14 protein-coding genes are annotated in these 15,080 nt (G+C 51.1%); 10 read left to right on the forward strand and 4 right to left on the reverse strand.

Going from position 1 to position 15,080, the window contains the following annotated elements; all coding sequences use genetic code 11:
* The first annotated feature begins 3 nt into the window (after positions 1–3).
* The 3 genes from kdpB to MKX98_RS02415 all read left to right on the forward strand — a co-directional run bounded on the left by kdpB (position 4) and on the right by MKX98_RS02415 (position 5,067).
* Complete coding sequence (gene kdpB, locus MKX98_RS02405) at positions 4–2,037, forward strand: potassium-transporting ATPase subunit KdpB (protein WP_339221227.1); 2,034 nt, start codon at positions 4–6, stop codon at positions 2,035–2,037.
* Between the two features lie 79 nt (positions 2,038–2,116).
* Complete coding sequence (gene kdpC / locus MKX98_RS02410) at positions 2,117–2,743, forward strand: potassium-transporting ATPase subunit KdpC (RefSeq protein ID WP_339221229.1); 627 nt, start codon at positions 2,117–2,119, stop codon at positions 2,741–2,743.
* A gap of 2 nt (positions 2,744–2,745) precedes the next feature.
* Positions 2,746–5,067, forward strand: a complete 2,322-nt coding sequence (locus MKX98_RS02415) for a histidine kinase (RefSeq protein WP_339221231.1) — start codon at positions 2,746–2,748, stop codon at positions 5,065–5,067.
* Between the two features lie 374 nt (positions 5,068–5,441).
* On the opposite strand, the gene udk is transcribed toward MKX98_RS02415, so the two are convergent.
* The gene (udk, locus tag MKX98_RS02420; protein ID WP_071219124.1) at positions 5,442–6,080 is read right to left on the reverse strand and encodes a uridine kinase; all 639 of its coding nucleotides are present in this window, start codon (positions 6,078–6,080) and stop codon (positions 5,442–5,444) included.
* A 198-nt stretch (positions 6,081–6,278) separates the two neighbouring features.
* Between udk and MKX98_RS02425 the strand changes: the two genes are divergently transcribed.
* From MKX98_RS02425 to comJ, 6 genes are all read left to right on the forward strand, one after another.
* Positions 6,279–6,914: a carbohydrate-binding family 9-like protein gene (locus tag MKX98_RS02425; protein ID WP_339221233.1), complete on the forward strand. Its 636-nt coding sequence runs from the start codon at positions 6,279–6,281 to the stop codon at positions 6,912–6,914.
* A 159-nt stretch (positions 6,915–7,073) separates the two neighbouring features.
* Positions 7,074–7,667, forward strand: a complete 594-nt coding sequence (locus MKX98_RS02430; RefSeq protein ID WP_339221235.1) for a TetR/AcrR family transcriptional regulator — start codon at positions 7,074–7,076, stop codon at positions 7,665–7,667.
* Positions 7,657–8,736, forward strand: coding sequence for a heparan-alpha-glucosaminide N-acetyltransferase domain-containing protein (locus MKX98_RS02435; protein WP_339221237.1), 1,080 nt, complete (start codon positions 7,657–7,659; stop codon positions 8,734–8,736). Before MKX98_RS02430 ends, MKX98_RS02435 begins: the two co-directional genes overlap by 11 nt.
* Before the next feature lie 274 nt (positions 8,737–9,010).
* A complete protein-coding gene (locus MKX98_RS02440) occupies positions 9,011–9,610 on the forward strand; it encodes an SMI1/KNR4 family protein (protein ID WP_339221239.1) in 600 nt (199 codons plus the stop codon).
* Between the two features lie 140 nt (positions 9,611–9,750).
* Positions 9,751–10,050 (forward strand): hypothetical protein, encoded by a 300-nt coding sequence (locus tag MKX98_RS02445; RefSeq protein WP_339221241.1) that lies wholly within the window; start codon positions 9,751–9,753, stop codon positions 10,048–10,050.
* A gap of 38 nt (positions 10,051–10,088) precedes the next feature.
* Positions 10,089–10,574: a competence protein ComJ gene (comJ, locus tag MKX98_RS02450; protein ID WP_339221243.1), complete on the forward strand. Its 486-nt coding sequence runs from the start codon at positions 10,089–10,091 to the stop codon at positions 10,572–10,574.
* 188 nt (positions 10,575–10,762) lie between these two features.
* On the opposite strand, the gene MKX98_RS02455 is transcribed toward comJ, so the two are convergent.
* From MKX98_RS02455 to MKX98_RS02465, 3 genes are all read right to left on the reverse strand, one after another.
* Entirely contained in the window at positions 10,763–11,878 is a 1,116-nt protein-coding gene (locus MKX98_RS02455) for a DUF3298 domain-containing protein (RefSeq protein WP_339221246.1), read from the reverse strand.
* A 61-nt stretch (positions 11,879–11,939) separates the two neighbouring features.
* Positions 11,940–12,821, reverse strand: coding sequence for a DUF3298 domain-containing protein (locus MKX98_RS02460; protein WP_339221248.1), 882 nt, complete (start codon positions 12,819–12,821; stop codon positions 11,940–11,942).
* A complete protein-coding gene (locus tag MKX98_RS02465) occupies positions 12,821–13,333 on the reverse strand; it encodes an RNA polymerase sigma factor (protein ID WP_339221250.1) in 513 nt (170 codons plus the stop codon). Before MKX98_RS02465 ends, MKX98_RS02460 begins: the two co-directional genes overlap by 1 nt.
* A 310-nt stretch (positions 13,334–13,643) precedes the next feature.
* Between MKX98_RS02465 and MKX98_RS02470 the strand changes: the two genes are divergently transcribed.
* Positions 13,644–15,004, forward strand: a protein-coding gene (locus MKX98_RS02470) for an IS1182 family transposase (protein WP_339219424.1) whose coding sequence is annotated in 2 segments (ribosomal slippage) — positions 13,644–14,211 and positions 14,211–15,004 — 1,362 coding nt in all. Because the reading frame shifts where the segments join, the coding sequence is not laid out codon by codon here.
* Positions 15,005–15,080 lie beyond the last annotated feature (76 nt).

The following is a 15,080-nucleotide window of genomic DNA, read 5'->3' on the forward strand; positions in this document are numbered from 1 at the left end:
TCCATGAATAATACGAGAAAAAAAGCGATGTCCCAAGAGATGGTCCGTCAGGCGCTGAAGGACAGCCTCACGAAGCTGAATCCCGTCCTGATGATGAGAAATCCGGTCATGTTTGTTGTGGAGGCCGGGACGCTGGTTGTTCTGTTGATGACGTTATTTCCATCCTATTTCGGAACAGAGGGCAGTATCGGATTTAATGTGGCGGTATTTGTCATTCTGCTGTTGACGCTGCTGTTTGCAAACTTCGCAGAGGCGCTTGCCGAAGGACGGGGAAAGGCGCAGGCCGATTCCCTTAAGCAGTCGAAGCAGGAAATGACGGCACGTAAAGTGATGGAGAACGGAGGGGTACAATCCGTGCCGTCCACGGATCTTCGCAAAGGAGATATCGTGATCGTCACGCAGGGCGAGATGATTCCCGGGGACGGGGAAGTCATTGCGGGCCTTGCGTCCGTTGACGAATCGGCGATTACCGGCGAGTCCGCCCCCGTCATTAAAGAAGCCGGCGGCGATTTCAGCTCGGTCACCGGGGGGACGCGGGTTGTCAGCGATACGATCCGCGTCCGGATTACGAGCGATCCCGGGGAATCGTTTATCGACCGGATGATCTCGCTTGTTGAAGGAGCCTCTCGCCAGAAGACGCCGAATGAAATTGCGCTGAATACGCTGTTGATCGTCTTAACGCTGATATTCCTGATCGTTGTCGTTACGCTCGCTCCGATTGCGAAGTATCTTGGCATCGAACTGTCCGTTCCGGTGCTGATCTCGCTGCTGGTATGTCTCATCCCGACCACGATCGGGGGATTGCTGTCGGCAATCGGGATTGCCGGCATGGACCGGGTGACGCAGTTCAATGTGCTGGCGATGTCGGGCAAGGCGGTGGAGGCTGCCGGCGACATCAATACGATGATTCTGGATAAGACGGGTACCATTACGTTCGGGAACCGGATGGCCAGCCGGTTAATTCCCGTCGGCGGCGAATCGCATGCATCGCTTTCGCAATGGGCGGGCGTGAGCTCGCTGCTGGATGAAACGCCGGAAGGACGTTCCGTGCTGGAGCTGCTGAAGCAGGAAGGTCTCGAAGCAGATGCAAGCATGACGGCCGAGGCGGATTTCATCGAATTTAAGGCAGAGACCCGGATGAGTGGGATGGACCTTAAGGATGGGCGAAAAGTCCGCAAGGGTGCGGTAGATGCCGTCAAAGCTTGGGTGCTGTCGCAAGGAGGCTCCATCCCTTCGGATTTGACGCCAAACGCTGATGCCATCGCGACAGAGGGCGGAACCCCGCTCGCTGTTGCCGTGGATAACCGCATCTATGGTCTAATCTACTTGAAGGATACCGTGAAGCCGGGCATGAAGGAAAGGTTTGATCAGCTGCGCCGGATGGGCATCAAGACGATTATGTGCACGGGCGACAATCCGCTTACCGCAGCGACGATTGCCAAAGAAGCAGGTGTCGATGATTATATCGCCGAGAGCAAGCCCGAGGATAAGATTGCCGTCATCCGCCGAGAACAAGCCGAAGGCAAGCTGGTTGCGATGACTGGTGACGGTACGAACGACGCCCCGGCGCTGGCCCAGGCCGATGTGGGGCTGGCGATGAACAGCGGTACCACCGCAGCCAAGGAAGCGGCCAATATGGTGGATCTGGATTCGGATCCCTCGAAGATTATCGAGGTGGTTGCCATCGGCAAGCAGCTGCTAATGACGCGTGGCGCGCTGACCACGTTCAGCGTCGCGAACGATGTCGCCAAATATTTTGCCATCATTCCCGCGATGTTTGCAGCTGCCATACCGAGCATGAATGTTCTGAACGTCATGGGATTGGGTTCTCCCATGTCGGCGATTCTGTCGGCGCTGATCTTTAATGCGATCATTATTCCGCTGCTCATTCCGCTTGCGATGAAGGGCGTAGCCTACAAACCGATGAGCTCGTCGAAGCTGCTCCAGCGCAATGTGCTGGTCTATGGCTTAGGCGGCGTGCTCGTACCGTTCCTCGGGATTAAGCTGATCGACATGATTGTCCATCTATGGATCTAGATATGATAATCGTGCCGGGGAATAGAGATAACTCGAAAATGGTTTATATGGAAGATATGAAGGAAGGGATCGAGGAACCATGAATAATTCGTTGCAAAAATCATCCGCTGCGCCTCGCGCCGGGGCGGGGGCAGTCCGCGTCTCTCTGGGCATGGCCCTAAGAACGAGCCTTGTATTTATCGTGTTATGCGGTTTTCTCTATCCGCTGATTACGACGGGAGCCGCGCAGTTGCTCATGCCGAAGCAAGCCGGCGGCAGCTTGGTCACGGATTCCGGCGGAAAGGTGGTCGGATCGGAATTGATCGGCCAGAACTTTACGGAGCCTCAGTATTTTCACGGCAGGGTGTCCAGCATTGAATATAACGGAGCCGGCTCAGGCAGCAATAACTATGCACCTTCCAACCCGGACCTGATCGATCGGACGAAGGCCTCGATTGAAGCGTGGAAGGAGAACAACCCGGACGTTCCGGTGAGCAAGGTTCCGATGGATCTGGTTACGAATTCTGCCTCCGGATTGGATCCACACATATCGCCGCAGGCCGCGAATATTCAGATTCCACGGATCAGCAAGCTGACTGGAATTACCGAGACAGAGCTTAATCAGTTGGTAGAGGAGCACACAGAAGGACGGGACTTGGGCGTGTTCGGTGAACCGCGCGTCAATGTGTTGAAGCTGAACCTGGCGCTGGCCGAGCTTCTTGATTGATCATGGACCCATTTCGGAGAAAATCACCGGAGGAAATCTTAAGGTCGATTGCGAAGCTCCACCATGGAAGGCTTAAGGTATATATCGGGGCCGTAAGCGGTTCGGGGAAAACTTATCATATGCTTCGCGAAGGACATACCTTGAAACTGCAAGGCATCGATGTTGTTATATGCGCGGTATCCACGATGCAGCGTCCGGAAACGGTCGAGCAGGTCCGGAATCTGGAGCGGGTGCCCAGCATCCATTGGGTGGAGGACGGCGTAGAGAAGAAGGATCTTGATCTGGAACTGCTGGTGCAGCGCAACCCGGAGGTGGTGCTTGTCGATGGGCTTGCCCACCGAAATCGGAAGGGGGCGAAGCATGCCACGCGGCTGGATGACATCCGATTTCTGTTAAGACGGGGGATTAGCGTCATCACGACGGTCAATGTGTATGAGCTGGAGGACGTCCAAGATATTGCAGTCAAGCTGACAGGCATTAAGGCTAGTTATACGGTTCCTGCCGATACGCTAGAAAACGCAGACGAGGTGGTGCTCATTGATGTAACGCCTGAAACGATGCTGGAGCGGGCACAAGGCGGCTTGCTCGGGGGTGGCAGCGTATGGAAGGAGGGTAATCTGGCCGTGCTTCGGGAGCTGACGCTTCGCCTCGTAGCCGAAGGGGTAAACCACTCGCTGGAGCGGCACCGCAAGGAACGGGGATTGGTCGGCCCATCGGGAGCCCATGAGCGAATATTGGTATCCACCCAGTATCATTGGAACGGATCCATTTATATGCGGCGCGGACAGCAGATCGCGAAGAGATTGAACGGTGAGCTTATGGCCGTTACGTTTGTGAATCCGAGGTTAGAGCTCACGAAAGAGCAGGCGGCCTTCAAGCGATCTTTGCTGAAACTGTCGGAGCGTATCGGCGTCAAGCTTGAAGAGCTGCCTCTCCATTCGCGTAGGAAGCTGGCTGACGTGCTTGTTCAATATGCGTTGGAGCACCATGTGACCCGCATTGTGCTGGGTCATTCGAAGCAGACCCGTCCGCAAGAGATGCGGCAGGGCTCGCTCCTTCAGGATCTGCTGAAGAAAACGCGCGGGATCGATATTTTTATTGTGGCGGATCGGGCGGCGCATGACGGAGAACGGATCATCCCGGCCCAGATCCATCCGCGGCGAGTTTCCTCCGATTCGTTTCACCGATTGAATGAGCAAGAGCTGGACCGGAAGATGGAGCAGGTCAAGCGCGGGCGGTTTAAAGTCTATATCGGGGCTGCCCCGGGCGTGGGCAAGACGTATGCGATGCTGCGCGAAGGCAATGATCTGCTAAAGAAGGAATTGACGGTTCTTACCGGACTGTTGGAGACGCACGGCCGGATGGATACGCGATCACAGATCGGTGATCTTGAGGTTCTTCCGCGCAAAGAGATGGACTACCAGGGATCACGCCTTGAGGAGATGGATACCGATGAGATCATTCGTCGCAGGCCTGACGTGGTTCTTGTGGATGAGCTGGCGCATACGAATGTTCCCGGAAGCAAGCACAAGAAACGGTTTGAAGACGTGCTGGATATTCTGTCGGCCGGCATCTCCGTCATTACGACCATGAACGTGCAGCATTTGGAGAGCTTGAATGATGCCGTCAAGCAAATGACCGGCGTTCGTGTTCGCGAGACGGTGCCGGATCATATTCTGCAATTGGCCGATGAGGTTCAGCTCATCGACGTTACGCCGGAGTCGCTGCGGCAGCGGATGAAGGAGGGGAAAATTTATGCGCCGGAGAAAATCCCGCAAGCCCTTGGTCATTTTTTTAAGACGGGAAACCTTATTGCCTTAAGAGAGCTTGCCTTAAGAGAAATTGCGGATGATGTAGACGAGAGACTGGAGTCATGGCAGCGCAGCAGCTCGCTGCGGGGGCCTTGGCGTCGCGAGGAGGTTATCTATGTCATGCTTGGTGAAGGTCCCCAGGGAGAACGACTCATTCGCCGAGGCTTCCGGATCGCCCATCGGCTGAAAGCGGCCTGGTATGTGGCATTCCCTCTGGAGCGGCATCACAGTCTGTCTCTTGACGACGAACAGCGCCTGACGGCGCTTCAGACGTTAACGGAACGTCTCGGAGGAACGTTCACCGTGCTGCCGGTAAACAAGGTGCCAACCCGCGCCGTTTCTTCCCAATTGGTCGCAGCAGCAGATGCGGTCAAGGCCACCCAGTTGATTATCGGACAGCCGCAGATGGCTGGATGGAAGCTGTACGCCCAGCGGAGAATGATCCGGGGCCTGCTAAGAAGCGCAAGGCATATGGATGTGCTGGTGGTTGCGGATTACGATCCGCACGTTTGACGGCTTCAGCGCAGGGAGCTGAACGTTTTTGAGAGGACCGGGGACACAAGAGGCGTCGGAAATGCTGAAAGTGCAGGAAATACAGGAAATGCAGGAAATGCAGGAAATGCAGGAAATGCAGTAAACCGCAGTAGATGCGGAGACGCAACAATTCGGAAAGCAAGAACACCGAGAACGAACATGGAACGAACATTCCGGAAAGCAAGAACACAGAAACCCAACAAACGTGGAAACGGAAGAACGCAAACATGACGAGCGGGTTATGCAATCCTAACGCAATTGACACGGATAACACCAAAAAGCCCACAGACCTTTAACTTAAATGGTCCTGTGGGCTTTTCCATGCTGCCAAACTGCTGATACGCAGGCTTGTCCTATGATTCACCCGACAATGTGCGGTCGCCGGTCAAATATTTCTCGGTCAAGATGGAGAGCAGGCGAATGCCGACTTCATTCTCTCCGCCTTCGGGAATGATCAGGTCGGCGTACTTCTTGGAGGGTTCGATGAACGCCTCATGCATCGGCTTGACGGTTGTCAGATACTGATTATGGATCGACTGGATGGTCCGGCCGCGGTCCTCGATATCGCGCACGACCCGGCGAAGCAGGCGTACATCGGGATCGGTATCCACAAACACTTTAATGTGAAGCAGCTTGCGCAGATTCTCATCGGACAGTACGTGCAGGCCTTCAATGATGACGATGTTGTTCGGCTTCAGTTCAATGGTCTGATCCGTGAAACGGGCATGGGCGGTAAAATCATACACCGGTGCAAATGCAGGTTGTCCGGTTTTCAAAATGCCGAGATGTTCGACGAGCAGCTCGTTGTCAAAGGCGAACGGATGATCATAGTTAATCGCTTCGCGTTCCTCGAAACTGAGCTCCTTATGATCCTTGTAATAGTTATCCTGCGAAATAAAAGTGACTTTATCTGAACCAAGACGGTCAATGACAGAGCGGGCAACCGTCGTTTTGCCCGACCCGGTGCCGCCGGCGATACCAATTATGAGCATGGCGAATCCATAACCCTCCCTAGAGTTTGCAATTTTATTATTGTAGCACAGCATGCGCTTATTTTCACTATGGGGACATAGAGCAAAAGATGGGATTTCCCATATGTTCTTTATTCTTACCATGGAATAGCTAACCGAATCTGTATGTCTTATCATAGAGGATAGACTAACCATTGAATTTTTTTCGGAGGGATGATCATGCATTATACGGCAATTTACTCATGCAAGCCCGCCCTATACATCCAGCAGGGAGAGCTTCGTGAGAACATCGATTGGGACCGGTATGAAGCGGTGGCCCTGAGCGATACCGTGACCGGGCTTGCTGCGAAGGAAGCGACCGAGGTTCGCGCCTGCTGGAACTCCGAATACTTTTATGTACGGTTTGTTTGCCAGGATTCTCATATCGTATCGGAGTACCAGCATCGGGATGATCCGCTGTATGAACAGGATGTCGTGGAATTGTTTATAGACGAAGCAGGAACGGGAATGGAATATATCGAGCTTGAGGTGAGTCCGAACAATATTATATTTGACGCCCTGATCCAAAGCGATGGACAAAAGTCGATCACAAGCAGCGATGTGAAGTGGAATCTTGCCGGCCTACAGACCTCGGTAGAGCATGACGATAAGGGGAATATAATGTATGAAATTCGCATTCCGGCTGCGAACTTCAAGAATCCCCTGCAAGCGGGACGAAGCTGGAAGGTGAATTTTTACCGCATTGATGAGGACACCCAAGGAAACCGGGAGTATCAGGCATGGAGCCCAACCGGTGAGGTAAATTACCATATTCCTTCACGTTTTGGAAAGCTGGAGTTCGTCGATATGATTTAGCATATCCATATAAACCAGAAGGCCGCATCGGTGGATGTTCATATCTGCTGTGCGGCATTCTTGTGTTTGCGGAGAGAATCGTGTTGCAAAAGAGTTCATCCTGTATTATTATTCACTTACCGACCGGTAAGTAGAATTATGAGGGGTTGTTAAATCAGGATGAGTAATCCATCAACGTATGAGGTTATTTTAGATACAAGCTATCGCTTGTTTGCGGAACAAGGCTTTGAGAAAACGAGCATGGCGATGATCGCCAAGGAATTGGATGTATCCAAACCTGCGCTTTATTATCATTTTTCCTCGAAGGAAGCTCTTATTGACAAGCTTTTTGAAGAGATTTGCCGCAGCATCGGTTTTCATGTTTATTTTCAACTGGAGAAATATACGGCGGAGAATTTCAGCGCGAGGCTTACCTCTGACGGGTTGAACATGGTTCATACGCAACAGGAGGATGAACACTATACTCGAATTATGAATCAGTATCAGGCCTTGGGTTACCGCAATCCTAAATATGCACGGCAACTAATCGGTATTCTGGAAGGGTTCACTTCAGGCTTTACGGAGCTGCTGGAGCATGGAGTTTCCATTGGGGCTCTGCCGGAGGGCAATATGGGAGTTCAGGCACAGATGCTGACGATGATCATTGACAGCATGGATAACTTCATGAGTTACGGTCTGGAATACGACTATGAGGTGATCTGGACGCAAGCAGTCAACCAGGTGATGACAGGAGCTGAGGGGAATGAGCTCTAACACAACGCGTTTAACCGCACTCGATTATGCTCGTGCCTGGGCCATCTTCGGCATGATTATTGTCAATTATAAACTTGCCATGGAGGTGGGGGATCATGGAGCCAATTGGCTGCAAACCATCGCCGGTCTGTTTGAAGGAAGAGCTTCTGCATTGTTCGTGGTACTTGCTGGCGTCGGTGTGTCCTTAATGACTGCGAAGGCTAGTATTTCCCGAAACCAACACATGATTCGAGAGAATCGAAAGACATTGGTGAGGAGAGCCGTATTCTTGTTCATCGCCGGTACACTTCTGCTGCTGACCGGATGGAGCGCCGATATATTGCACTATTATGCGGTATTTCTACTTCTGGCCTCGGTACTCATAACGGTATCGGACAAAACGCTCCTGATCCTGGCCGGACTCGTTCTGATCGTATCGTCATCCATGCTGATCCTGCTGGACTACAGCAAGGGCTGGGATCCCGGTTTTCATCGATATGCCGACTTTTGGACGGTGGAAGGATTCATCCGCAATTTGATGTTCAACGGATATCATCCTCTTTTTCCATGGAGCAGCTTTTTCCTCATCGGCATGTGGCTTGGAAGAAAGGGCTGGTGGGGCGGCAAACACAGGCGGAAGCTCATGATGTATTCATTGCTCGGGGCGGTAATATTCGAGCTGTTTTCCCGCTTCCTCATTCGCGGGACGTCCCCGTGGCTTGATGCCGACTCGGCTAGTTATCTGTTTACAACCAAGCCGATGCCGCCGACGCTGCTCTATGTATGTTCTGCCGCTTGTCTGGCTGTTGCCATGATTACGATCTGTTTTTATATCGTTGAGCGTTTTGAGGATAACCGCCTGACAGGGTGGCTTATATGGACCGGGCAGCTCTCACTCTCCCATTATCTCGGCCATATCTTCATTGGATTGGGGCTGCTGGAAGCGATCGGGTATTTGAACCATGGCAATCTGGGCTTTGCGGTTGCTTACGGCTGCGGTTACTTTGTGATGGCTGTCATCTTCTCTTGGGTATGGAGAAAACGAGTGAGGCGAGGTCCCATGGAGCTGCTTATGCGAAAATGGTGTTAACTCTCCGGCAGGAGAATGGGCTATCTCTGTCCCGTAATGCCTATCCCTGGTATCCAATTAGCCGATTCCCCCATGAAATCGCTGCGCTTCAGCCATAAATACCCCGGGGTGTTTTCATAAAAGAACCAAAACCAACATCTCAAGAGGGATTTTGTCCTTTTTTTTTGGCATGCCGCAGGACATGTTGTTTTCATTGCAGCGTTCTATATACTTTGTAGGAAAGGGTAGCAATCCGCTTGGGGTGAGTGGACATGCAATATACGGAGGTTATTTTATGAATGCTGTTATGGATGGACTGATGCTCGAGCTGGAGCAGCAGTTGGAGGAGAAGGTCGCCGAAGATCTTCGGGATTTGCTGGATGAATATAAACAATTGAAGGGGGCGGCTCCTGATCAATTTCAGCTTTTTGAAGCGGAGTTCGGGATCGAGCTGCCACAGGACTTTCGTTCGTTTTACAGTAAGAAGAACGGCAGCGGATATGGGTTTCACGTACTCTACCCCGGTAATGAAGGGGATGGGGAATACACGCCGTTTTATCTGATGAGCCTGGATGAGATGAGGGAGGTCAAAGCTTATTTCTGCGAACGGGATGAACCGCTGGATGCGTATTACAGTTCGGAGGAAATACAGCAGCTGGATCCGGAGATTAAGCCTTACCTGTTTCACAAGGCGCGGTATCCGTTTGCCACGATGGCAGGCGGGTCGTTGTATCTAATGCTGGATTTCGATCCGGCTGAGCCGGGAACGTCCGGGCAGATCATCATGTACGTGCATGATCCTGATTTTGTGTATTATATCGCGCCTTCCTTCACGGAGCTGCTTCAGGCGTCAAACCGCAATCTGCGCACCGACATTGAAGAGGTGGACTACTGATGGAACGCCAGGAAGCGCTCTTGATGCTTGCAACAGCGTCGCTTGTGCGTGGTCATCTGAAGAGAAGAACTTGCGAGGGGAGGTGACAGCATGAAAGGCAGGCGGGTCCTCTGGGGAGTGATCATCCTGCAGCCACGTTATTGATACCTGGTTACTTTATTGGGCGCACGTATGGGCTTTTTCAGAATGAGGTGGTCCTGACCAAATACCAGCTGGCCGTTGATGTGGATGGTGAACAAGTAGATGCTTGGCCGCTGCTGGCCGGATTTGCCGCAACCGATAAACAAGGGGAGCTTCGTCCGTTGTACTACAGGCTGGAAGGGTCTGACCTCAACATGCTGTACCAATTGGCATATGGGCAGTTCGAAGTGGAGGCTTCGGAGGATAATCCTTTCTTGGCAGGGAGGGTTCAGTATGAGCATCTGGCGAACGATATTTAAACAGAATGCAGGTATCCCAAAAGCGAGGTGTTTTACATATGCAGCATACGAAAATGACTCAAGAGGTGGACCTCACCATTTCGCACCATCAGATCCAAGTCCGCTCACGGGACTTTGATGAGGATTTGTGCCAATGGGGAGAAACCAATATCAAGCAGGGCGTTGTCATTCATCCCGGTTATCTCACCTTTGATCCTATCCCTGATGATGCTTTCGGCGCCTGGGTAAAGCTGGCCTTGAAAGAGGCGTTCACCGAAGATCCGAACGCGCAGCGGCGGATGGTCGTGCCGTTTGATGTTCTGGATCCTGGGAAGCTGGAGCTGTTGTCCGTCATGTCGGACGCCGCTATTGAGCTTCCGCTGCAAGCAGGGCGATATGCACTGTATTTTGAGATTTGCGAGGATGAAGAAGTGTATTATCGCTTCACTTTTGTACATGAGGGAGAAAGGGTTCAAGCCCGGTATCTGATGGATGATGAATGGGGCGGCAAGGCTGGAGAAGCATTGTCGTTGGGGTATTGCTGACGGATTGCTGCACTATAACAGGGCGTTGAAGGCCTCGCTTGAGGTAAACGTTCTTAACTTAACATGAAAATATGAAGAGGCCGTCTCCGTGTTGGAGAGGGCTTCTCTTTTTACCGCAGACTATGCTGTCCCTGCTTAGGAAAGATCGTGTGCAGGAGGCGCAGACTTTGAATGGAGTAGTTTCTATGTTATTTTGCTGCGGTTACCGTAATCTGGCCATGCTTGCTTTGATCTGCATTCAGATTCAGAACGTCTGTCAGGAAAGCAAGCGGAACATAGACGTGGCCTTTTTTCATGACAGGAGCCGAGCCCAGCGAACGTGGGGCCATTTTGCCGAAAGTGTAAGCATCCTTGTTCAGCTTCACCGCGCTCCAGACGGCTCCCTTGGAGATTTCCGTGGTTTTGCTCTTGCCGTTCCACTTGACATTGAACTGCAGCTGGCGCAGCACGGATACCTGAACCATGAGTTTGCCGTTGTTATCTTTGTAATAAGCGCCTGATTTCAATACGGCTGCAGCAGGCTTTATGTCGGATCCTTTATCCGGCAGCTTTACGGCAAATTCCGGTGTACCTGTGGCTCCAGGGGCAATGCTGTATTTTTGGAATACGATATAGGCCTTTCCGTCCGCGACATAGAAGGATTGCTCCGCGTCTATGCCTTGAAACCCGTCTTCGTTCGAGAAATAATGGTCTTGATCCGCGGCAATCGCCGTTTTGACCGCTTGATCCACGATGGATTTGTAATCTTTGCCGAACAGGTCTTCAAGCGTCACGCGCTGTGCTTCGGCTTCGTTCGTGAAGTTGTACGTATCCACGCGGGGATCGCCATTGTTCATCCCGATGCCTTCGGTGATGACCTTAAGGGAGATCAAGCTGCCGTCTTTACCATCCGATGTGACCTCATAAGTGATGTTCAGCTGATAAGGGTGCATGGTATAGCCGTTCTTTTGCGCATTTGCAGCAGCTTCCGCCGCTTCTTTCTCCCATTTGACCATATCCTTGGAAGCATGGGATTCGATAATGTCGTTCAACTGGTCTTGATATTTGGTGTCAGTCAAACCTTGGAATACAGGGATCTTAATATTGGTTTCCAGCCATTTTTCCTTGGATTGCAGCGTTTTGGATGTTACCAGTTGCGGGGCAACGGTTGGAGCGGTCACCCGATTCGTGTTCGCTGCAGCTTTGGTTTCGGCATGGACATGAGCGGATGGCAGACCCGAAGCGGAGATCATCAGGATGCCCGCTAATCCGGCAGCCGCCAGGGTTTTGGTGATTGGGGTTGTGTGCTTCATTGTTTTTTTCATGTTATGTTACCTCCAGGTTAAGTTTTGATATTTATTATTTGTGATCTGCATTCGCCTTGATCTATCGGATGTATTCGCTGCTGACGAGCTGGTCTGCGATTACTTCCGTTGGGACCGTAAATTCCACGACGCCCATATAGCCGGGTGCAACTTCGTATTCATTGAAGCTGATGACCAGTTTGCCGTCTTGGTTGATATAGAAATTTTGGTCCTTGGCGATCGTTTGGAACAGATCCTCTGATGCATCGTTCTCCACGCCAGGCTGCTCCACCCAGTAGATGTTGTCCGGATTAGCCTGCATCTGGCGGCGCATCTGCTCCTTGATATTGTCGCTGATGACCTGGATATAACGATCATCCTTGAACAGACTTGGCAGCGTGATCACCATCTGGTTCTTCTTGTCGATCGTATCGTATTTTCTGGATTCGGCAGAGCCTCCAGCAGATTCGACAATATAACGTGAAAGCGTCAGCAGCTGTTCATTGTCGGTGATCACTTCATAACCGCTAGTAAGACTCAGATGCGCGCCGCCTTCTTTATTTAATAGGGCCACTTCGTCTTTGAAGTTTTCATACAGTTTCTTGTTTTCTTCCAGGTATTTGTTATTTAGGGTTTGCTCAAGCTCCGTATTTCCTAGGTTGGCAATGCCGGGTGTTTCGATATGCACTTCCGTGTTATCGTCTTGCTCGGCATATTCACGGATGGTGATCACCTTGATGATATGGCCCAGAACCGGCACATCGGACATGGCCTGGGCCAAGGCAGGGCTGGTATTCACTCCGGCGAACAGTAGGATGCATGCAGCTGCGCTACTAGCGAGCCAGGGCAGCGCTCTATTTTTTTTTCGTCTGGTTGCTATGGTCTTGTTGACAATCGAGCTTAGTTCGTCAGGAATAGGAGTGCTCTCGTACTGCTCTTTCATCCTATTCAGCTTGTCATGCATTATCGTTGCGCCTCCTCTTGATCTTCCTCGCTTAGATTCACCCGCAGTCTCTGTAGTCCTTGGTATAATCTCGTTTTCACCGTGCTGACGTTCTCGTGGAGCACTTCGGCAATTTCGTCAATCTTCATATCTTCAAAAAACCGGAGTATGATGACGACCCGATACTTGTCGGGTAATTCCTCCAAAGATTGGGCCAGATCCAGATTCGGATAGTGGTCATGGCTGCCGGGTAATATAACCTCCAGGTTCTCGTCGTCCATAACGCGGACTTTTTTCTGTTTTCTAATGAAATCCAGGGAGGTTGTTACAATAATTCGGAAAAACCAGCTTTTTAGTGAACCCGTCTGCTTCAGCTTTTCCATGGATATAAATGCTTTGTGGATCGCGTCCTGAACGATATCGAGGGCATCCTCTTTATTTCTAACGTAGCTGTATGCCAGCCGGTAGGCGCTGTCCTGATGTTCGGTTATGCATTGGATAAGAAGCTTCTCAAGCTTCCGGCCGCCTCTCATGTAAATATGACACTCCTTTGGGCCCGCGCGGGTAACCATCAATTGCAATTGACTTACGGAAGCAAGACGTGCGAGTCTTGCAAAAAGTTTGATTCTGCGAAAAAAATTAAAAAAGCCGTTGTTTCTGTTTCTGTCTCATTATTCAGCCCAGCCTTCCAGAATCGCAACAAGAAAAAGACCCCAGTTTTCACTGGGGTCCCAGGCTGTCGAGAAAGTCTCGACAGCTATTTTTTTGTGTATTTAGTTCAACACGACACCGCGTTAATATTATATAATATTAGTAAATAAACCGTTCGGAAGGGTGTTAAATATGTTGCGTTCTAACCGAGAAAAACAGCAGGCTTACGAGTTTGTTTCGATTGAAGAATTGGTTCCTCAAGATCATCTGCTCCGTAAAGTGGACAAGTATATCGATTTCTCTTTCATCGACGAAAAGGTCCGTCCGCTTTACTGTGCTGATAATGGGCGACCAGCCATCGATCCTGTCGTGTTATTTAAGATGATTTTCCTCGGTTATTTTTACGGCATTCGTTCAGAGCGTCAACTGGAACGCGAGATTCAGACGAATCTGGCATACCGTTGGTTTCTTGGTTTGGGATTGACAGACAAAGTTCCGGACCATACCACCATTAGCTGGAACCGACGGACTCGTTTCAAAGACACTAATATCTTTCAAGATATCTTCGATGAGATTGTGCTGCAGGCAATCGAGCATCGCATGGTCGGCGGACGAGTCCTGGTTTCGGATTCCACGCATGTGAAGGCCAATGCGAACAAACACCAGTACACCAAGCAGCAGGTTCTACAAAACACACGAGATTACATGGACGAACTCAATGGCGCAGTAGAAGCCGACCGGAAGGCGCATGGAAAAAAGCTTTAAAACCCAGAGAGGATGTGGTCGAGAAGAAAGAAATCAAGGTGAGCAAAACCGACCCGGATAGCGGTTATATGATTCGCGACGGGAAACCGGAAGGATTCTTTTATTTAGATCACCGGACCGTTGATTTGAAGTACAATCTGATTACCGATGTCCACGTCACGCCGGGAAACGTCCATGATTCTGTACCGTATTTGTCGCGTTTGGATCGCCAACGAGAGCGATTTGGTTTTGAAGTTGAAGCCGTTGCCCTGGATTCAGGCTATTTAACAACCCCCATCTGCAAAGGATTGCAGGAACGGGGGATCTTTGGAGTGATTGCTCACCGGAGATTTCATCCGACCCAAGGCTTATTTCCGAAGTGGAAGTTTACCTATGATGCCGAGCGTAACCGTTATATTTGTCCGCTCCAGCATGAATTGTTGTATCGCACCACGAATCGAGAAGGATACCGGCAATATGCCTCCGATCCGAAACACTGCAAGACTTGCCCGATGCTGGAGCAATGTACCCGTTCACGGAATCACCGCAAGGTCGTCACGCGCCATGTCTGGGAAGACAGCAAGGAATGGGTGCGAAACAACCGGCTCAGTCGATCCGGCAAGTATTTATACCGAAAACGAAAAGAAACGATTGAGCGAAGCTTCGCGGATGCCAAAGAGCTCCATGGGTTTCGCTATTGCCGGTTGCGCGGGTTGCAAAACGTCAGGGAACAAGCTCTGATGACAGCAACCGTGCAGAATATGAAGAAGATGGCGATCCACTTGGATCGCCTGGAAAACAGGGGGTAATCCCCCATTTCCCCTCTTGAATTGACCACTTAAAAAGGGAGAAACCCTGTACTTTGAAAAAAGTGCAGGGTTTCTC

Source organism: Paenibacillus sp. FSL W7-1332 (assembly GCF_037969785.1).
Lineage (GTDB): Bacteria > Bacillota > Bacilli > Paenibacillales > Paenibacillaceae > Paenibacillus_AQ.